15 protein-coding genes are annotated in these 18,519 nt (G+C 73.1%); 7 read left to right on the forward strand and 8 right to left on the reverse strand.

Annotation, left to right across the window (positions count from 1 at the left end):
- Window positions 1-1,239 (reverse strand): hypothetical protein (locus ACWEOZ_RS41115; RefSeq protein WP_451916103.1); only part of this gene is annotated, 1,239 nt, incomplete at its 3' end.
- 238 nt (window positions 1,240-1,477) lie between these two features.
- Here ACWEOZ_RS41115 and ACWEOZ_RS41120 point away from each other — a divergent pair.
- Both ACWEOZ_RS41120 and ACWEOZ_RS41125 read left to right on the forward strand, forming a co-directional pair.
- Window positions 1,478-4,207, forward strand: a complete 2,730-nt coding sequence (locus ACWEOZ_RS41120) for an ATP-binding protein (protein WP_451916104.1) — start codon at window positions 1,478-1,480, stop codon at window positions 4,205-4,207.
- A gap of 7 nt (window positions 4,208-4,214) precedes the next feature.
- A complete protein-coding gene (locus ACWEOZ_RS41125) occupies window positions 4,215-7,517 on the forward strand; it encodes an NACHT domain-containing protein (protein ID WP_451916105.1) in 3,303 nt (1,100 codons plus the stop codon).
- Here ACWEOZ_RS41125 and ACWEOZ_RS41130 read toward each other — a convergent pair.
- Complete coding sequence (locus tag ACWEOZ_RS41130; protein ID WP_451916106.1) at window positions 7,503-8,066, reverse strand: GNAT family N-acetyltransferase; 564 nt, start codon at window positions 8,064-8,066, stop codon at window positions 7,503-7,505. The two genes, ACWEOZ_RS41125 and ACWEOZ_RS41130, sit on opposite strands and share 15 nt — an antisense overlap.
- A gap of 58 nt (window positions 8,067-8,124) precedes the next feature.
- Between ACWEOZ_RS41130 and ACWEOZ_RS41135 the strand changes: the two genes are divergently transcribed.
- Window positions 8,125-8,907: a phosphotransferase family protein gene (locus tag ACWEOZ_RS41135; RefSeq protein WP_451916107.1), complete on the forward strand. Its 783-nt coding sequence runs from the start codon at window positions 8,125-8,127 to the stop codon at window positions 8,905-8,907.
- Between the two features lie 14 nt (window positions 8,908-8,921).
- Here ACWEOZ_RS41135 and ACWEOZ_RS41140 read toward each other — a convergent pair whose 3' ends face one another.
- The gene (locus ACWEOZ_RS41140; RefSeq protein WP_451916108.1) at window positions 8,922-9,323 is read right to left on the reverse strand and encodes a nuclear transport factor 2 family protein; all 402 of its coding nucleotides are present in this window, start codon (window positions 9,321-9,323) and stop codon (window positions 8,922-8,924) included.
- Window positions 9,324-9,344: 21 nt separating this feature from the next.
- A complete protein-coding gene (locus tag ACWEOZ_RS41145) occupies window positions 9,345-10,127 on the reverse strand; it encodes an IclR family transcriptional regulator (RefSeq protein ID WP_451916109.1) in 783 nt (260 codons plus the stop codon).
- Window positions 10,128-10,232: 105 nt separating this feature from the next.
- Between ACWEOZ_RS41145 and ACWEOZ_RS41150 the strand changes: the two genes are divergently transcribed.
- Window positions 10,233-11,105, forward strand: coding sequence for a shikimate dehydrogenase (locus ACWEOZ_RS41150; protein WP_451916110.1), 873 nt, complete (start codon window positions 10,233-10,235; stop codon window positions 11,103-11,105).
- A gap of 70 nt (window positions 11,106-11,175) precedes the next feature.
- Window positions 11,176-12,567, forward strand: coding sequence for an Nramp family divalent metal transporter (locus ACWEOZ_RS41155; protein WP_451916111.1), 1,392 nt, complete (start codon window positions 11,176-11,178; stop codon window positions 12,565-12,567).
- Window positions 12,568-12,576: 9 nt separating this feature from the next.
- Here ACWEOZ_RS41155 and ACWEOZ_RS41160 read toward each other — a convergent pair whose 3' ends face one another.
- Window positions 12,577-14,427 carry a bifunctional sugar phosphate isomerase/epimerase/4-hydroxyphenylpyruvate dioxygenase family protein gene (locus ACWEOZ_RS41160; protein ID WP_451916112.1) on the reverse strand — a complete coding sequence of 617 codons (1,851 nt, stop codon included), beginning with the start codon at window positions 14,425-14,427 and terminating at the stop codon, window positions 12,577-12,579.
- Window positions 14,428-14,430: 3 nt separating this feature from the next.
- Window positions 14,431-15,090, reverse strand: coding sequence for a TetR/AcrR family transcriptional regulator (locus ACWEOZ_RS41165; RefSeq protein ID WP_451916113.1), 660 nt, complete (start codon window positions 15,088-15,090; stop codon window positions 14,431-14,433).
- A gap of 126 nt (window positions 15,091-15,216) precedes the next feature.
- On the opposite strand from ACWEOZ_RS41165, the gene ACWEOZ_RS41170 reads away from it, so the two are divergent.
- Window positions 15,217-15,696 (forward strand): SRPBCC family protein, encoded by a 480-nt coding sequence (locus tag ACWEOZ_RS41170; RefSeq protein ID WP_451916114.1) that lies wholly within the window; start codon window positions 15,217-15,219, stop codon window positions 15,694-15,696.
- Between the two features lie 11 nt (window positions 15,697-15,707).
- Here ACWEOZ_RS41170 and ACWEOZ_RS41175 read toward each other — a convergent pair whose 3' ends face one another.
- Both ACWEOZ_RS41175 and ACWEOZ_RS41180 read right to left on the reverse strand, forming a co-directional pair.
- On the reverse strand, window positions 15,708-16,901 hold the full coding sequence (locus ACWEOZ_RS41175; RefSeq protein WP_451916115.1) for a dienelactone hydrolase family protein: 1,194 nt from the start codon (window positions 16,899-16,901) through the stop codon (window positions 15,708-15,710).
- A gap of 135 nt (window positions 16,902-17,036) precedes the next feature.
- Entirely contained in the window at window positions 17,037-17,333 is a 297-nt protein-coding gene (locus tag ACWEOZ_RS41180; RefSeq protein WP_451916116.1) for a hypothetical protein, read from the reverse strand.
- 225 nt (window positions 17,334-17,558) lie between these two features.
- Here ACWEOZ_RS41180 and ACWEOZ_RS41185 point away from each other — a divergent pair, with 225 nt between their 5' ends.
- Complete coding sequence (locus tag ACWEOZ_RS41185; RefSeq protein ID WP_451916117.1) at window positions 17,559-18,494, forward strand: anti-sigma factor RsbA family regulatory protein; 936 nt, start codon at window positions 17,559-17,561, stop codon at window positions 18,492-18,494.
- Window positions 18,495-18,519: the final 25 nt, after the last annotated feature.

Consider the following 18,519-nt stretch of genomic DNA (forward strand, 5'->3'; position numbering starts at 1 on the left):
GGGCTGCGGCGCGGCCGACGGCACCCCGGCGGGCTCCGGCGCGGCCAACAGCTCGCGGCGGGGCCCGACCGCGAGGGCCGCCGCATAGCCGAAGGCGCAGGCGACCGGCAGCCAGATCGGTGCCATCAGCCGCGGGTACTCGGAGTTGACCGGGTGGGCCAGGACCATCATCACCCCGGTCAGCCCGGTGAAGATCCACAGTGCGGCGACCGCCCGCATCCGCAGCACCAGCACGACGACCGCGAACAGGACGGCGACCAGGGTGCCCGGCACGGCCAGCTCCAGGACCAGCCGGTCCGGCCAGAAGAAGAGGTTGCGCCTGATCAGCCAGCCGATCGGGTCGGCCACGTCGGGGCCGGCCCGGAAATGGCGGGTCGCGAAGTCCTGGATCGTGTCGTTCAGGCCGGGCAGGTGCAGCGTCCGGCTGAGCAGCTGCCAGGCCAGCGCGGTCAGCAGCCCGGTCGCGCCGAGCAGCGCCCCGGCCCGCCGCTGCCGCCGGCCGAGGGCCGTGAGGGCACCGGCGGCGAGCAGGGCCAGGGCCATCGCCATTCCGCTGGCCGAGCGGACCGCGAGCAGCCAGGCCAGCGCCGCGACCACGAGGACCAGTCCGGCCCGGCGTCCCCGCACCACCAAGGTGGCTCCGAGCAGCGCCGCGAGATATCCGGCGACCACGCCGCTCTCGGTCAGCATGCGGGTCATGGCGAAACCCGTCGGCAGGGCGAAAAGAACGGTCGCGGCCAGCACCCCAGCCGGCCGTAGACCGCTGGCCAGCCAGACGGCCAGATACGCCAGCACGGCCGCGAGCAGCGCCAACACCAGCGTCGCCGTCATCATGCCGGTCCACAGTCCCAGCGTCGCGACGAATGGCGCGGCGAACAGCGGATAACCGGGCCGGCTGTCGAAGATCGCGGCGTACCGGGGTGAGATGCGGGTGGTCACGTAGAGCTCGCAGGTGGGCTTCTCGCCGCGCGCCCGCGACGCGCGGTTGAGATCCCGGCACACCTGCCGGCCCGCCTCGAGGCCGGCGACCTCGGGGTCCGTCCCGGTGAAGATCAACGCCTGGCGCATGTACCAGTAGCTGTCCCCGGAGGCGACGCGCCTCGGATCCTCGTAGCGCGCGAGGAAGAGCAGACCGGCGAGCACGACGACGAGCAGCACCCAGGCCCCCTCGACCAGGCCCCGCCGGGTGCGGGACCTCGACGGGCGCGACCCGGCCCGATCGGCAACAACGGTTTCCACGTAAGCACTCGATCCCCGTGATTGGGCATGACGATCAGCGGTCGCGCGTAGTCCGCGACCGCTGTCCCGCGGCGTATCCATTCCTGGTCGCACCGCTGTCCCCATAGACGCCGGACGGAGAGCCGGCGGGCGACAGCCGCTGGGAAAGAATCCATTCTTCTTGTCCGTCCGGGTGGCGCCGCACGTCGCGGGCCGGCTGGTGATCCGGCCCGGTGTAGCCTCCGGCCGGGAGGACAACGTGCCGAGGAACGCTGAGAGCCCCGCGCTCCGGGGGCGCCGACACGAGCTGACCCTGCTCGACGGACTGCTGCGCGACGTCCGGGCCGGGCACAGCCGGGTGCTGGTGCTGCGCGGGGAGGCCGGGGCCGGGAAGACCGCACTGCTGGACTACCTGTGCGGACACTCCCCCGGTGGCCGGGTCGTCCGCGCCGCCGGGGTCGAACCCGAGTCGGAGATCGCCTACTCGGCGCTCCAGCAGCTGTGCGCACCCCTGCTGGAGCATCTCGACCGGCTCGCCGAGCCGCAGCGGGCCGCGCTGGCCACCGCCTTCGGGCTCAGCTCCGGCAGCCCGCCGCAGGCCCTGCTCGTCGGGCTGGCCGTGCTGGGACTGTTCGCCGAGGCCGCCGCCGAGCAGCCGCTGGTCTGCGTGGTGGACGACGTGCAGTGGCTGGACCGGATGTCCGAGGTGGTGCTCACGTTCGTCGCCCGCCGGCTGGAGGCCGAGTCCGTCGCCCTGGTCTTCTCCGCCCGCAGTCCCGGCGACGAGCAGCTGCTTCCCGGCCTGCCCGAGCTCAGGGTCACCGGGCTGCCCGACGCGGACGCCCACGACCTGCTGGACTCGGTGCTGCCCGGCCCGGTCGACGCCCGGGTCCGGGAGCGGATCGTCGCTGAGACACGGGGCAACCCGCTCGCCCTGCTCGAACTGCCCCGCGATCTCACCCCGGCCGAGCTGGCGTTCGGGTTCGGCGCGCAGACGGCGATGCCGTTGCCGAACCGGGTGGAGGAAGGCTTCCAGCGGCGCATCGCGGCGTTGCCGCCGGACACCCGCCGGCTGCTGCTCACCGCCGCTGTCGAGCCGGTCGGCGACGTGACGCTGCTGTGGCGTGCCCTCAAGCGGCTGGGCGTCGGACCGGAGGCCGCGGCCCCGGCCGAGGCCGCCGGACTGGTCGAGTTCACCGCCCGTACGCGTTTCCGGCATCCGCTGGTGCGCGCGGCCTGCTGGCGGTCCGCCGACGCCGCCGAACTGCGGGACGTGCACCGGGCCCTGGCCGAGGTGACCGACCCGGCGCAGGAGCCCGACCGCCGGGCCTGGCACCGGGCCCATGCCGCCGTGGGACCGGACGAGCAGGTCGCCGGCGAGCTGGAACGGTCCGCCGACCGGGCCCTGTCCCGCGGCGGCCGGTCCGCGGCGGCGACGTTCCTCGAACGCGCGGCGGAGCTGAGCCCCGACCCGAAGCCCCGCGCCGCCCGGGCGCTCGCCGCCGCCCAGGCCCGGTTCGAAGCCGGGGCTCCGGCCCGGGTGCCCGGCCTGCTGGCCGCCGCCGAGCTGGGTCCGCTCGGCCCGCTGCAGCGGGCCCGGGTGGAGCGGTTGCGGGCCCAGGTCGCGTTCGCCCTCAACCACGGACGGGCGGCCGGGCCACCGCTGCTGGCCGCCGCCCGCCGCCTCGAGGAGCTCGACCTGGCCGCGGCTCGGGAGACGTACCTGTCGGCGCTGGGCGCGGCCGTGCACGCGGGACGACTCGGCGGCGACGATCTGCGCCACGCGGCCGAGGCCGCCCGTGCGGTGCCGGCCGGTACGGACGCCGCCGGGCTGCTCCTGACCGGGCTCACGACGTGGGCCTTGGACGGGTACGCGGCTGCCGTACCGGAATTGCGCCGGGCCCTGGGGACGCTGACCGCTGACGAGGACCTCAGTCTGCTGTGGCTGGCCGTACCGGTCGCGCAGCTGCTCTGGGACGACGCGGCCTGGCACCGGCTCACCGAGCAGGCGGTCCGCGTCGCCCACGCCACCGGCGCCATGTCGCTGCTGCCCACCGCACTGGTCTTCCGGGCCGGCGCGCTGCTGCCGGCGGGCCGGTTCACCGACGCGTCGGACGCGCTCGACGAGGCCGCCGCCATCGGTCAGGCCACCGGGCTGCCCACGCCGCCGTCGGCCGCGCTCACCCTGGCGGCCTACCGCGGCCACGAGGACCCCGCTCGGGAACTGATCAACGCCACTGCCCGGGACGCCGACGCGCGCGGTGAGGGGGCCCTGCACGGCCTGGCCGGTCTGGCCGAAGCGGTGCTGGGCAACGGGCTGGGCCGGTATCAGGACGCGACGCGGGCCGCCCGCCAGGTGGTCGCGTACGAGGATCCCGGCGTGTACGCCTGGGCCCTGGCCGAGCTGGTCGAGTCCGCGACCCGCGCCGGGGAGCCCGCGGTCGCCGCGGAAGCACGCGAGCGTCTCGCGGAACGGACCAGCGCCGCCGGTACGGACTGGGCACTCGGTGCCCAGGCCGTCGCCGACGCGCTGACCGGACCGGCGACCAGGGCCGAGGACTGCTACCGCGAGGCGATCGCCCGCCTGACCGCCACCACCCGGCAGGACGTGCAGGTGGCCCGGGCCCGCCTGCTCTACGGCGAATGGCTGCGCCGGGAGAACAGGCGCACCGACGCCCGCGCCGAGTTGCGCCTGGCCCACGAGGCGTTCACCGCGATGGGCGCGGACGGCTTCACCGACCGGGCCGGGCGCGAACTGGTCGCCACCGGCGAGACCGTCCGCAAACGTGCCCCCGGCGCCCGCGCCGAGCTGACCGCGCAGGAGGCTCAGATCGCCCGCCTGGCCGCGGCCGGACGCACCAACCCGGAGATCGGCACCGTCCTGTTCCTGAGCCCGCGTACCGTCGAGTGGCACCTGCGCAAGGTCTTCGGCAAGCTCGGCCTCGGCTCACGACGGGAACTGGCTGCCGCCCTGCGCGATGGTCCATAGTGTTCGGATGCCGCAGGGTCTGACGTACGCCGGCGCGGTCAAACTGCTGGGCGGGTCGAGCCCGCTGGTCACGGTCGCGGACAACCTGCTCGGCGGGGCGCTCAGCCTGGCCACGGCCGGCGGCAGCGAGGTCGCGCTCAGCCTGTTCGACGCCAAGGCCGAGGCGATCCGGCTCGGCCACCTGGTGGCCGGCAAGCTGACCGATACGGTACGCGGACTGAGCCGCTACGACCGCAGCATGCGGCTGCAGGCAGCGCACGGGGTCCTGGTGGTGACCGCGTACTTCGAAGCCCTGGACGACTGCCTCGGCACGGCCGGCATGGCCTCGCCCGGCTTCACCCGCGACGAGCAGCTGACGCTGGCCGCCGCGACCGAGGTGGCCGGTGACTGGCCCGGCCGGCTGCTCGCCGCGCCCATTCCGGTGCCGTCACCGGACCGAGGCTACGACGAGCTGCTGGGCGACCTGCGGCAATGGTTCGGCGCGCTGGCGGTGCGGACCGTCGCCCACCTGAGCGGCCTCGACGTCTGGGACAGCTCCGACGTGCGCACCCAGCGTCTGGTCGACTCTCTGCTGCACACCGTGCTGCCGGACCGGGCCGTCGAGCACTACGAGCAGGCGGCCCGGCGGCTGTCCGCCGAGCTGCCCGAGTTCGCGATCTGGATGCGCCGGCTGGAGGACCGGGCGTCGGCGCGCGGCCTGCAGGCGCTGGAGGAGGCGCTGCTGCGGGCCACGTCCGGCCGCGACCCGGTACAGGTACGGGCCGCCCTGGCCGCCGCGTACCGGGCGGAGCTGAACCGTCCCATCCTCGGCGGCGACGCCGGCGACCTGATCATGCCCGTCCTCGGCGCGGCCTACGTCGATCCGCGCTTCCGGGTCCAGGTGGCCGGCGTCGGGTCCCGGCCGGCCGAGCAGGACTGGTGGCAGGCGGCGCCGCGCGGCGACCTGGCCGGTTTCCTGGCCACCTATGTGACCACCCCGCAGGCGGCCGACGTCCCGATGCTGCTGCTGGGCCAGCCCGGCGCCGGCAAGTCCTCGCTGACCCGGATCCTGGCCGCCCGGCTGCCGGCCGCGGACTTCCTGGTCGTCCGGGTCGCCCTGCGCGACGTACGCGCCGAGGCGGAGATCCAGGACCAGGTGGAGCAGGCGCTGCGCGACACCGTCGGCGAGACCGTGGCCTGGGCGGACCTGGCCCGGGCGGCCGGCGGGGCGATGCCGGTCATCCTGCTCGACGGCTTCGACGAGCTGCTCCAGGCCACCGGCATCCACCAGTCCGACTACCTGCAGCGGGTGGCGGCGTTCCAGCAGCGCGAGGCGGTGCTCGGCCGGCCGGTGGCGGTGCTGGTGACCACCCGCGAGGCGGTCGCCGACCGGGCCCGGTTGCCGGCCGGGGGCCTGGTCGTCCGGCTGGAGCCGTTCGCCGACGAGCAGCTCGAACGGTGGCTGGAGGTCTGGAACGGCACGAACGCCGGACGGCTGGCCGCGGCCGGCCGGCGCCCGCTGTCGGTGGCGGTGCTGCGGCGCTTCCCCGACCTGGCCGAGCAACCGTTGCTGCTGTTGATGCTGGCGCTCTACGACGCCACGGGCAACGCCCTGCAGAGCGACGACGAGACCTTCGACATCGGCCAGCTCTACGAGCGGCTGCTCAGCGAGTTCGCCGACCGGGAGGTACGCCGGGTGCACGCCGGCCGCCCGGAGCCGGCCATGCCCGAGCTGATCGAGGCCGAGCTGCTGCGACTGTCCGTCGTCGCCTTCGCGATGTTCCACCGGCTGCGGCTCTGGGCCACCACCGAGGAGCTCGACGCGGACCTGGCCGGGCTGGGCCTGCGGGCGTCGCGGACGGCGGGCAGCGACGGGTTCCGGGCGCCGATCACGGCCGGGCAGGAGATGGTCGGGCGGTTCTTCTTCATCCAGCGGGCCCAGGCCCACCAGGACGACCGGACCCGGCAGACGTACGAGTTCCTGCATGCCACGTTCGGCGAATACCTCGTGGCCCGGCTGGTCGTGCAGGCGTTGCGGGATGCCGTCGCGCGGGCCCGGGCCCGTACCCTGCTGCTCGGCCGGGGCGAGGAGGACGACCTGCTGCAGTCGCTGCTGGGCTTCACCCCGCTGTGTGCCCGTACCACGGTGCTGCCGTTCGTCACCGCTCTGCTGCGTGGCCCCGACACGGCGGAGATCCGGGAGTGGCTGGTGGAGCGGCTCCGCACGGCGGTCACCCGGCCGCAGTACGTCGCGCGGGCGTATCAGCCGGTCGACAAGCGCATCGACCACTGGATGGCGACGTACTCGTTCAACCTGATGCTGCTCACCCTGGCCTGCGGTGGATCTCTGCGCGCGTCGGAGTTGTTCCGGGCGGCCAAGGATCCGGCCGGCTGGTTGCGCGACACGGCTCTGCAGTGGCGGGCGGCCGTGCCCGGGAGCATGTTCCTCGACGCGCGGGAGCCGCTGGCGGTCACCCGGGGCTGGGCCGCCGACGGGCGCCGCGACCTGATCCTCGAGCACGCGCCCGGGGCCGGTGTCGATCCCGTCGACCCGTTCTGGTCCCACGGTTTCGGCCCGGACTGGGACTTCCGCGACTCGGACCCCGGCAGCGGCTTCAGTGACTACTTCCCGCTGGGACCGGCATTGACGTCGATGCAGCTGAGCAGCGCGCTCAGCGATGACACCCTGCGCCACGCCCTCGAGCCGCTGATCGACCGGCTGCCGGAGGCGGTGACGACCTTTTCGCTGCACGGGCGCGACGACGCGGAGTCCTTCGCCCGCATGCTCGTCCGGCTCTGGGTGGCCTCGGCCCTGGGCGACGAACCTGACCGCCTGCTGACCGCCTACGACCGGGTTGTCTTCGCGCTGGCGGGAGCGGCCTGGGGGCCGGCCGACGCCCCGGCCGACGCGCCGGGTCTCGCCGTGCGCATGGTGCTGCGCTGCCTCGCCGCCGACGCAGACCGGCTGCCGTACGCCGACGTGGTGCGCCTGGCCCGGCAGATCCGGTCGAGCCGGTGGTACGACCACACCGCGCATCTGCTGGTGCTGCTGGAGTGCCTGCCGGCGGATCCCGAGCCGCTCACCGGCGAGCGCCAGGACCCGATCCTCGACGTCGTGACCGGCGCGATGGCGCTGGTCGGCCAGATGTCACCGGAGGACTGCCTGCGCCTGCTGATCGCGCTGGGACGCGCCCGTTTCCCGGTGCCGCGCGCGGCCATGGCGGCGATCGACGAACGCCTGGCGACCCCGGACTTCCGTGAGCGGGCGCGGGCCGTCCCGGATCTCGTCGCCCGGCTGACCGAAGCGCGTGAGCGGCTACCGAAGCTCTGACGTGGCCGGCTGCCCGTCGCGCAGGCCGACGCAGTCGTACTCCCAGAAAGTGGACGGGTAGACGAACGTGCCGGTCATCCAGGGTTCGTGGGCGGACAACCGCGCGACCTGGAAACCGGCGTCAGGGACGCGCGGCGAGGGCTTGACGAAGCCGAGCTCCCCAGCGGGGACGAACCCGAGACGGGAGTAGTACCGCGGGTCGCCCTCCAGGAAGACCAGGGGAACGCCACGCTCGTCGAGATCCCGCAGCGCAGCGCGGACAAGGGCCGAGCCGATCCCGCGGCGCTGCCACTCCGGCATGACCGCGAGCGGGCTCAACGTCCGCACATCGACCAGCCGGCGCGGGGCGTCGACCCAGGCCCGGCTGACCATGACGTGCCCGACGACCTCGCCGGCCTCTTCGGCCACCAGGGAGAGTGCGGAGGGGTCGTCACGCCGGAGGGCGTCGACCAGCCGGGCGACCGTGTCCCCGTGCTCACCGCCGAACCCCCGGCGATGGACGACGGACACGGCGGCATGGTCACGCGCCTGCTCACTGCGAAGGGACATGGCGGCAAGCTAACGGCCCCGGTCACAGACGCCAAGCGATTAACCGTGCGCCGGCCGTATGCTGCCGGCGATGGCTCACACCCATGAGCTGGTGTACACCGGCCGCCGGCTCGTGAAGCGCTACACCTCGTGGGAGCGCGGCGAGCATGTGCGCGAGTGGTCGGTGTTGCGGCGGGTGCATCACCACCTCCCGCGCCTGGTACCGCGGCCGATAGCCGCCGACCTGGAAACCGTGCCGCCGTCGATCACCATGGCCGTCATTCCGGGAGGTCCTCCGACGGGGGACCTCACCCGGAGCCAGGGCGCCGCACTCGCCGCGGCGATCACAGCGCTCTGGAGAGTGCCTGGTGCCGGCATCGTGGGCGTCACGCCCTGGTCGTCTGACCTTGACTTCGGGCGGCGGCTGACAGCTGGGCCCCGCCCCGCCGCCGGCCTCACGGCGACCGCGTACGACGCGGCGACGGCGTGGTGGCATGGCCCGGACCCGGAGTTGCTGTCGCGGCCACCCCGGACGATGGTGCTCGGTCACCGCGACCCCAACCGGGACAACTATCTCTGGGACGGAAGCCGGATCCGCGTCGTGGACTTCGAGGATGCCGGCCTCTCCGATCCCGCGACGGAGCTGGCGATCCTGGTGGAGCACCTGTCCTGGCGTGACACCGATTGTGGACCGTTACTGGCGAGGATCCCCGTCGACGAGCGGCGGTTTCTGGCGGCTCGGCGGCTGTGGGCGATGTTCTGGCTTCGGCGACTGCTGCCCGGAAGCGAATCCGACCGGCGTCGCCCGGCAGATGTGGCCGACCGCCAGGCATGCCGTCTGCTGCGACTGCTGGGCCGGTAGCGGATCTGTCGACGTCAGGGCTGCAGGGGCTTGTGGCGGGGCCGGACCACCCGGTGGGTGATGCGCCAGCCGGCGGCCGTGCGTTCGACGGTGTCGTCGTAGGTGACGCTGCCCGCTGATCCGTCCGCCATGATGCCGAGTCCTTTGGACATGGCGTGGACGGTCCCGTCGCTCGCCTCGTGCAGCACGATGTTGGTCACGTGGTGCGCGACCGGGTTGCCGTCGCCCAGGGCCAGGGCGGCCTCGCGGGTTGCCGCCCAGCCGACCAGCACGCCGCCGCCCAGGGCGGTCACGTCGTAGGCGGCGTCGTCGGTGAACACGGCGGCCAGGCCGGCGAAGTCGCCGCGGTCGACCAGGTGACCGTGCAGGTTGATCAGGTCGGTGATGGCGAACCGGTCGTCGGCGGTCAGGGCCATGGCGGCACCGTACCGCACCGATCAGCGGCACTGGCGGCAGTGGACGCTCGTCGACGGGCAGAATTCGCGGCCGACGGCCAGGGCCACCGTACGGACGGCCGGGCCGATCGCGCGCGGGTTGAGCCGGCCCGACCAGCCCGACACCGCGACCGCCGCCACCGGGCGCCCGTCGGCGTGCAGGATCGCGCAGGCGACGCCGCCGACTCCCGGGCCGGACTCCTCGCTCTCGTAGGCCAGGCCCGACTCGCGTACCAGGCTCAGCTGCCGGCGCAGGGTCGCCGGGGTCAGCACCGTGCGCGGCCCGAGCGCCGCCAGCGGGCGGGCACAGACCAGGTCGACGGCCGCCTCGTCGGCGCACGCCAGCAGCGCCTTGCCGGGCGCACATGCGTGCGCCGGCAACCGGCCACCGGACGGCGGCGGCACCGGGCCGTCCCGGCCCCGCAAGATCTCGAGGTGTACGACGTCAGCCCCGTCCAGCACCGCCAGCTGCACCGACTGCCGCGTCGCCTCCCGCAGGTCCACCAGGTACGGCAACGCGACCGCGCGCAGGTCCCGCCGGCGCACGGTGAGCCGGCCGAGCTCGGCCAGTCGCAGGCCCAGGTGCAGGTGGGCGCCGCTGCGTTCCAGGAAGCCGTACGTCACCAACTCGGTCACCAGCCGGGAGGTCGTCGACTTGGGCAGGCCGGACCGCCGGCTGATCTCGCTGAGCCGCAGTTCGCGGTGCTCCGGGCCGAACGCGCCGAGCACCGCCGAGACCCGGGCCACGGCCACGTCCGGGATGTTCCGCTCAGCGGCACGTTCCATCGCAGCTCCCTTGACAGGCCCGCAACCTCGTCGCTTACTAACGTACCAGTTCGTACATCGATTGCCGTTGATCGGCGTCCCAGCCACGACGGGAGCTTCACGCCCATGAAACCTTGCCGGTACGGCCTCATCGGTGCGGGCATCGGCGCCTCGCTGTCACCGTCGCTGCACGAGACCGAGGGTCGGCACCACGGGCTCGACCTGTCGTACGAGCTGATCGACATCGCCGAGCCCGGTACGCCGGACGACCTCGGCCACCTCCTCACCCGGGCCCAGGCCGACGGGTTCGCCGGGGTCAACATCACCCATCCGTTCAAGCAGCGGGTCGTCGGACTGCTCGACGAGCTCTCCCCGCAGGCGCGCGACATCAGCGCGGTCAACACGGTGGTCTTCCGGCGCGGCCGGCGGCTGGGCCACAACACCGACGCGTACGGCTTCGCCGAGTCCTTCCGCCGGGGGCTGCCCGGCGCGGCGGTCGGCCGGGTGGTGCAGCTCGGTGCCGGCGGCGCCGGCGCGGCCTGCGCGTTCGCCCAGCTCAGTGGCGGCGTCGAGCAGCTGACCGTGGTCGATCCGGACGCCGACCAGCGGGGGCTGCTGGCCGAGGCGCTGAGCATGCGTTTCGAGGTCGAGCGGATCGCGGTGGCGGCGCCCGACGAACTGCCCGCCGTGCTGGCCACGGCCGACGGCCTGGTCAACGCGAGCCCGGTGGGCATGGAGGCCAGCCCTGGGCTGCCGCTGCCGGTGGCGCTCCTGCGCCCGGGCCTGTGGGTGGCCGACATCATCTATCTGCCGGTGGAGACGCGACTGCTGCGCGCCGCCCGGGCCCAGGGCCTGCGCGCCATCGGGGGCGCCGCCATGTGCGTGTTCCAGGCCGCCGCCGCGTTCGAGCTCTTCACCGGGTGCACCCCCGACACCGGACGGATGCTCGCCCACCTCAACCGGCTGCTGCAAGGCAGCGGGCGCCACATCCACGCCTGACCCGTCCCCGCCCGCCCCCACACCGTTGGAGTGACCGATGAGCCGACCGACGCAACGAGCAGACCGAACCGTGCCTCCCGACGGGCACCTCACCACCCGGAACCTTCCCGAGCCGATGTCGTTGCGCCGCATGGTCGGCCCGGGCGTCGTGGCGGTCGGCATCGGCATGGCGGCCGGGGAGATCATCCTGTGGCCGTACCTCACCGCGATCGGCGGGCTGGGCCTGCTCTGGCTGGCCTTCGCCACCCTGGCCGTGCAGTTCGTCATCAACATGGAGATCGAGCGCTACACCCTGGCCACCGGGCAGACCGCCGTCGCCGGCTTCTCCCGCTGGTGGAAGGGCTGGGGCATCATCATCTGCCTGGCCGGCGCCTTCCAGTACGTGTGGCCGGGCTGGGCCACCAGCGGGTCCACGGTCTTCACCTATCTGGTCGGCGGGGGCGATCCGGTCTGGATCACCGTGGGCGTGCTGGCCGCCATCGGCGTCCTGCTGTCGCTGTCGAAGGTCATCTACAAGACCGTCGAGCGGGTCGAGATCGTCAAGGTCGGCCTGACGCTGTTCTTCCTCGCCGTCGTCGTGGTCTTCGTCATCTCCCTGCCCACCTGGGGCGAGGGCGCGCGGGAGAGCGTCACCGGCTTCGGGCAGATCCCCGAGGGCATCACCTTCACCCTGCTGCTCAGCGCCATCGGCGCCGCGGGCGCGGGCGGCGTGCACAACCTGGTGCTCAGCAACTGGATCCGCGACAAGCGGTACGGCATGGGCGCGCACGTCCCCCGGCTGATCTCCCCCATCACCGGCCAGGAGGAGGCCGCCGGCAGCGACCGGTACACGTTCCCCCAGGACGAGGAGAACCTCGCCCGCTGGCGGGTCTGGTGGAAGCGCGCCAACATCGAGCACTTCTTCGCGTTCCTGCTGGTCTGCTTCCTGACCATCACGATCATGAGTCTGCTGGCCTACGAGACCCTGTTCGGCCGCGACGACCTCAAGTCCGATCCGTCGTTCCTGCGGATCGAGGGTGACGTGCTGGCCACGGAGGTCGGCGGCTGGCTCAAGCTGCTGTTCTTCGCGATCGCCGCCGTCTCGCTGTGGGCCGCCGCGATGGGACTGCTCGACGTCATCGGCCGGGTGGCCAGCGACTTCGTCCGCCGCAACTACCTGGCCGGCTCGGCCCGCTGGACCGAGGCCCGGCTCTACCTGGCCGTCGTCTGGGGCGAGATCGTCCTGGGTTCCCTGATCCTGCTGGCCGGCTTCACCCAGCCGCTCGGCCTGCTGATCGTGTCGACCTGCGCCGCCTCGGTGGTGACCCTGCTGTACTCGGTGCTGCTCGTGCGGCTCAACCGGAAAGACCTGCCGGCGGCCGTCCGGATCGGGGGCTGGCGGCTGGGCGGGCTGCTGGTGGCGATCGGCTTCTACGGCTTCTTCGCCGTGGCCATGGTGGTGACCCAGCTGCAGAAACTCTGAGGACCCCGATCAGCTCGCCGACAGCCGCAGGTGGCGGTGGGCGGCCATCCGTACGGGTGCGTTGGCTTCGCCGAAGCCGTCGTGACCGCCCCGGCGCTGGAGGATCTCGAAGAAGACCCGCCCGCCGTAGACCGGGGTGTACAGGTGGAACAGCTCACCGCCGCGGGAGTCCCGGTCGTAGAGGATGCCGTGGCGGCGCAGCCGCTCGACGAGGTCCGCGGGCAGGGCGAAGCGGGCGACCAGGTCGGCGTAGTAGTTGTCCGGCACCGGCATCGCCGGGCCACCCAACCGATCTACGGCCGCGGCGGTGGCGAAGATGTCGGCGGTGGTGAAGGCGACGTGCTGCGGATCCACCACGGCCGGCACCCACTCGCCGCGGCGCAGCAGGGCCACGGTCAGGGCCAGCCGGATCGTCCGGTGCGCGGTGCTGAACGCCCGCGAGCGCATGAGCCCGAACGGGGCCGCGTACTCCTCGGTGGTCAGCTGGGTCAGCCCGAGCACCGAGTGGTAGAACAGCCCGGCCTCGTCGAAGTGGTCGAAGGGCTGGGCCAGCCCGAGATGATCGACGCCGCGCAACCCGGCGTCCACGGCGGGCTGCTCCCCGGTGGCCAGGAAGTCGGCCCGCCAGTCGTTGTCGTCGGCGCTGAAGAACACCGAGGTCCCGTCCGGGGCGGCCACCGCGGCCAGGTCGGCCTCCCGCACTCCCCGGGCCCGGGGCAGCGCCGGGGCGAGGAGGGCCTCGGCGCGTGCCCGGGACCGTTGCGGGTCGGTGCTGGTGAGCGCGAAAGCGCTGAGGGCTGCGGTGCCCGGGCTCTGCGGGCGGGTGACCGCGCTGTTGAGGATGACCCGGCACGCGCCCTGCTCCCACAGCTCGACCGGCTTGGAGCGGTGCTGGCCGGTGTGGGCGAAGCCGAGCCCCCGCAACGCCTCCTGCAGCACCGGCCCGGACCGGCCGTCCACCGTGAACTCGCTGAACGCGTGCCCGGACAGCGGCGGCGCGGCCGGCAACCGGCGTACCTCGATCGCCGGAGGCTGGGCCGGGAGGCTGTCCTCCAGGCTGATCAGCGAGCGCATCGCGTCGACGGCCGTACGCCGGGGGTCGGCCTGCCGGAAGACGTCGTTGAACACCTCCAGTGACAGCGGCCCGGTGTAACCGGCGGCGAGCACGCGCTGGACGAAACCGGTCAGGTCGAACGTGCCCTGGCCGGGGAAGAGCCGGTGGTGCCGGCTCCACTGCAGGACGTCCATGCGCAGGTGCGGCGCGTCGGCCAGCTGGAGGAAGAAGATCTTGCCCGGTGTGATCCGCGCGATGTCGTCGGTGCCGGCCTCCCGCGACAGCACGTGGAAGGAATCCAGGCACAGGCCGAGCGCGGGGTGGTCGGCCTGCCGCACGATCCGCCACGAGTGGTCCCAGGTGGACACGTGCCGGCCCCAGGCCAGCGCCTCGTAGGCGATGCGCATCCCCCGGGCCTGGGCCCGGTCGGCCAGCCCGGCGAGCTGCTCGGCGGCGAGAGCGTCGTCGTCCATCGCGGCCGGGGAGACCGACGAGCAGACCAGGACGGTGTCGGCGCCCAGCTCGGCCATGACGTCGAACTTGTGCTCCGCGCGGGCCAGGTTGACCGCCAGCAGCGGCGCCGGGACCGCCTCGAAGTCGCGCAGCGGCTGGTACAGCTCGATGCCCAGCCCGAGGTCGGCGCACCGGGCCCGCACCTCGGCCGGCGACCAGGGGGCCACCACCAGGTCGTTCTCGAACAGCTCGATGCCGTCGAAGCCGGCCGCGGCGGCCGCGGCGATCTTGTCGTCCAGCGTCCCGGAGACACACACCGTCGCGATCGACCGGCGCAGGCGGCTCGCGGTCATGGCTCAGCCCCCGGACCGGCCGAGGTAGCCGACGACCATGTCGGCCAGCATGGTCCGGTAACGGTCGCGGGCGGCCGGGTCGAGCAGGTCGCGGCCGAACAGGGCGCCGAAGGTGTGCCGGTTGGCCACCCGGAAGAAGCAGAACGCGCTGATCATCATGTGCACGTCCAGCGCGTCCACGTCGGCGCGGAAGGTGCCGTCGCGCTGGCCCCGGGAGAGCGCGTCCTGCAGGACGCCGATCGCCGAGCTGTTGAGGTCGACCAGGCGCGCGACCTTGGACATGTTCTCGGCCTGCTGGGCATTCTCCACCCCGACCAGCTTGATGAAGGTGGGGTGGGCCTCGTGGTGGTCGAAGGTGACCTCCGCGATGCGGCGGATGGCGGCCGGCGGGGCCAGGTGCTCGACGTCGACCGTGCGTTCGGCCGCCCGGATCTCCGCGTACGCGCGCTCCAGCACCGCCAGGTAGAGCTGCTCCTTGCCGCCGAAGTAGTAGTAGATCATCCGTTTGGTGGTGCGCGTCCGCGCCGCGATCTCGTCCACCCGGGCCCCGCTGTAGCCCTGGTCGGCGAACTCGCGGGTGGCGACGTCGAGGATGTCCGTACGAGTACGCCCCGCGTCGCGCCGGCGGTCGGCCTCGGGTGGTGGTGCCGCTCCCCGGCTCATCACGCTCCTTGTATACGAACTAGTCCGTACATCATGCCTCATGAATCCGTGAGGTGCGCCCGCCGCCCGGCGTACCGTGAAAGAGCGTGCGACGGCCCGGCCGGCGACGCAGAGAGGTCTCCCCTGATGGCCCGTTTCGACGTGTCCCTCGACGTGCGCGCTCCGGCTTCCCGCGTCTGGGCCGAGCTGGTGGACTGGCGCAAGCACGCCGACTGGGCGCCGCTGACGAGCGTCCGCATCACCAGTGCCCGCCCCGACGGGGTGGGCGCCGTCTTCGTCGCCCGCACCGGGCTCGGCCCGCTCGCCTTCGACGACCCGATGACAGTGGTGCGCTGGGAGCCGCCCGCCGGCGACGCCCCGGAGGACGCACCCGGCCGTTGTGACGTGGAGAAGCACGGCCGGGTCGTGCACGGCCGGGCCTGGTTCGTGGTCACCCCGCTGCCGGACGGCCGGAGCCGGGTGGTGTGGAGCGAGGACATCACCGTCAGCCCGCACCGGCTGACCCGGGTCACCGCTCCCCTGCTGTCCGTGGTCGGCAAGGTCGGCTTCGCCCGGGTGCTGCGCTCGATGGCGCGCGAGGCCGAACGCCCCCTCGGCCGGGCCTGACGCCGGCGGCGTCAGCCGCGCTTGAGCCAGTGGTCCAGCCAGGCGAAGGCCTCGTCCTGCATCTCGCGGACGAAGACATGGCCCAGACCAGGCCACACCTTGGTGCTCAGGCGGTGCCGGGCCCGCTGGGAGGCCCACACCGCCCGCATCTTCGCGTACGCGACCTCGACGCCCGCCGCGGTGAAGAGCGGATCGGTCTCCCCGTCCAGCAGCATCATCGGCCGGGGCGCGGCGATGCTGGCCACGTCCGGGATGTCGAGGTAGCGGGGCAGGCCGGGGTGCAGCATGAAGAACGCCGACTGCCCGCGCAGGGTGTTGTTGCCCGGGACCATCATCTCCTTGAGCCCGGTCATCCAGCAGGCCGAGACGGTGGCCGCGATGTGGTCCGACAGGGCCGCGACCTGCCACGCCCGGTAGCCGCCGAGGGAGAAGCCGACGGCGGCGATCCGGCGCCGGTCGACCTCGGGCAGCGTGGCCAGCATGGCGGCGGCGCGGACGTCCTCCCGCGCCATCAGCCCGGACAGCGACGACCCCAGGTTGAAGAGGTTGCTCGCCAGGGCCTGCTGTCCCTCGTAGGTCAGCCCGTCCCGGTCGCCCCAGCCGAGGGCGTCGACGGCCAGGACCGCGTACCCCCGGCGGGCCAGTTCGTCGCCGACGAACCGGCCGGAGAAGTACCGCTGCGCCCAGGCCTGCGCCGACGCCCGGCGGGTGTCGTCGTACCAGGGCTCGATCAGCTTTTCCTTGCCGATGTCGAACTTCGCGCCGTGGTCGTGCAGCAGCAGGGCCGCCGGGAACGGCCCCGGTCCGTCCGGGATCAGCATCGACGCCCGGACGCGACTGTGCCGGGTGACGTTGAAGAGCACCAGCCGCTGCCGGTAGCCGTCGCGCGCCTGCTCGTCGACGATCTCGACGGCGAAGGGTGAGTTGTCCTCGGGCTGCCACAGCAGTTCCTCGACCTTGGCGCGGGCCCGGCGCTGCCAGGTCCGGAAACCGAGCCGGCGATTGCGGGGCCAGGCCAGCGGGAAGTCGAGCTCGGCCTTGAGCTGCTCGGCGAAGACGGGCAGGCCCCCGTCGACCACCGCGGGGCCCTCGAACTCCGGGGCGGCGAGGCCGGCCGGTCCGGGCGCTGCCGCGAGATCCGGGACCGGCACCTGGCCCGAGGCCAGGGCCAGCGTCGGCAGGGTGACGAACGCGCGGCGCTTCATTCATTCCCCTTTGTCGATGGATATCGACCGTAGGAGCGACGCCGCACCGCTGTCAACGCTCCCCCGCGCCAGCCGGAGGAACACCGCGGCGGTGGACGCCACGATCACGCCCACCGCCCGCTGATGTCCTTCGGATCAGTGGGTGCGCGGGTCAGTGTCGTTGCTGCGGCTGCCGGCCTTGGCCAGACCCCGGCTCACGAGGTAGCCGATGGTGAGCAGGGTGATGTACCACCACGCCTTGTCGGCGGCGAAGTAGTCGCTGCCGTCGTTGGCCGCTCCGTCGCCCACGGTGTACGAGGCGATCAGGACGCCGGCGACGGCGGCGAGGTAGACGAACAGCTCGGTGGTCTTGTAGGACGGCTTGGTCTCCTCGCCGCGGATGCGGGTGTGCTTGACGTCGAGACCGTCGTGCGCGTGGGTCGTGGTAGCCATGAATATCACTCCAGGGGGTCATATGTCGGGCCGCCAGGTGGCGGCCGGGTCGGGGTACCCGGCGCCCGTGCGCCCAATCAGGAATCTCCCAGGTGTTGTCCAGACTGTTACCAGCACCGTACGGGGCACTGCGGTGTCGCACAGTCGGAGAAGTCTTCACATGCGGGTGTACCGTGGCGAGCTGGTACCACCCGATGCCGGCCTGCTTTTGATCTTGGTGAACCGATGACCCTCTCCGCCACGCTGACCCATGACGCCATGCTGTACGGCAGCGACGAAGAGTTCGTCTCGGCGCTCGTCCCGTTCGCCCGCGAAGGGCTGGAGCGCGACGAGGCCCTGGTCGCCGCGGTGACACCGGCCAACATCGCCCTGCTGCGGGACGCGCTCGGCCCGGACGCCGCCGCGGTGACGTTCATCGATCGCAACGAGTGGTACAAGCGGCCCGCGACCACGGTGGCCGGCTGGCAGCGGCTGCTCACCGACGCTCTCGCCCGCGGGCACCGGAGCATGCGCCTGGTCGGCGAGGTCGGCTTCGGCCCCCGCGGCGGGCACCCCACCTGGACGCGGTACGAGGCGGCTCTCAACGACGTGTTCGCCCAGGCGCCGGCGTGGATCGTCTGCCCGTACGACACCCGAGCGCTCCCGCCGGCGCTGCTGCACGATGCCCGCCGGACCCACCCGGCGACCTTCCACCCGCGGCGCCGCCCCAGCGAGCACTACCTGGAGCCCGAGCAATTCCTGCGCAGCGTCGCGGAGCCGATGCCGCCGATCACCGGGCCCCCGGCACTGCGCCTGGACCTGACCGACGGCGTGGCGACCGCCCGTCACGCCGTGTCCGCCCTGCTCGCGGCGGCCGGCTGGGCCGGCCTGGACCGCGCCGACGATCTGATCCTGGCGCTGTGCGAGATCGTCACCAACAGCATCCGCCACGGCCGGGGCCGGCGGGAGCTACGGGTGTGGGCCCAGGGCCGCACCGTCACCTGCGAGGTCACCGACGAAGGGGCCGGCGTCGCCGATTTGCTCATCGGCTACCGCCCGCCCGCGCAGGACCTGGCCGGTGGCCGGGGACTGTGGATCGCTCAGCAACTGTGCGACGCGCTCACGGTCGTCCGGCGGGACGCCACGACTGTGGTCCGCTTCGCGGTGGCCCTGCCGTCCTGATCCGGTCTTTGTCACGGCCATGACG

This window comes from Actinoplanes sp. NPDC004185 (genome assembly GCF_053603475.1).

Bases quoted from the DNA above. Each gene is read 5' to 3' on its own strand.
- ACWEOZ_RS41125 (WP_451916105.1), top strand. From the start codon at position 4,215: ATGCCGCAGGGTCTGACGTACGCCGGCGCGGTCAAACTGCTGGGCGGG.
- ACWEOZ_RS41130 (WP_451916106.1), bottom strand. From the start codon at position 8,066: ATGTCCCTTCGCAGTGAGCAGGCGCGTGACCATGCCGCCGTGTCCGTC.
- ACWEOZ_RS41135 (WP_451916107.1), top strand. From the start codon at position 8,125: ATGCTGCCGGCGATGGCTCACACCCATGAGCTGGTGTACACCGGCCGC.
- ACWEOZ_RS41140 (WP_451916108.1), bottom strand. From the start codon at position 9,323: ATGGCCCTGACCGCCGACGACCGGTTCGCCATCACCGACCTGATCAAC.
- ACWEOZ_RS41145 (WP_451916109.1), bottom strand. From the start codon at position 10,127: ATGGAACGTGCCGCTGAGCGGAACATCCCGGACGTGGCCGTGGCCCGG.
- ACWEOZ_RS41150 (WP_451916110.1), top strand. From the start codon at position 10,233: ATGAAACCTTGCCGGTACGGCCTCATCGGTGCGGGCATCGGCGCCTCG.
- ACWEOZ_RS41160 (WP_451916112.1), bottom strand. From the start codon at position 14,427: ATGACCGCGAGCCGCCTGCGCCGGTCGATCGCGACGGTGTGTGTCTCC.
- ACWEOZ_RS41165 (WP_451916113.1), bottom strand. From the start codon at position 15,090: ATGAGCCGGGGAGCGGCACCACCACCCGAGGCCGACCGCCGGCGCGAC.
- ACWEOZ_RS41170 (WP_451916114.1), top strand. From the start codon at position 15,217: ATGGCCCGTTTCGACGTGTCCCTCGACGTGCGCGCTCCGGCTTCCCGC.
- ACWEOZ_RS41175 (WP_451916115.1), bottom strand. From the start codon at position 16,901: ATGAAGCGCCGCGCGTTCGTCACCCTGCCGACGCTGGCCCTGGCCTCG.
- ACWEOZ_RS41180 (WP_451916116.1), bottom strand. From the start codon at position 17,333: ATGGCTACCACGACCCACGCGCACGACGGTCTCGACGTCAAGCACACC.
- ACWEOZ_RS41185 (WP_451916117.1), top strand. From the start codon at position 17,559: ATGACCCTCTCCGCCACGCTGACCCATGACGCCATGCTGTACGGCAGC.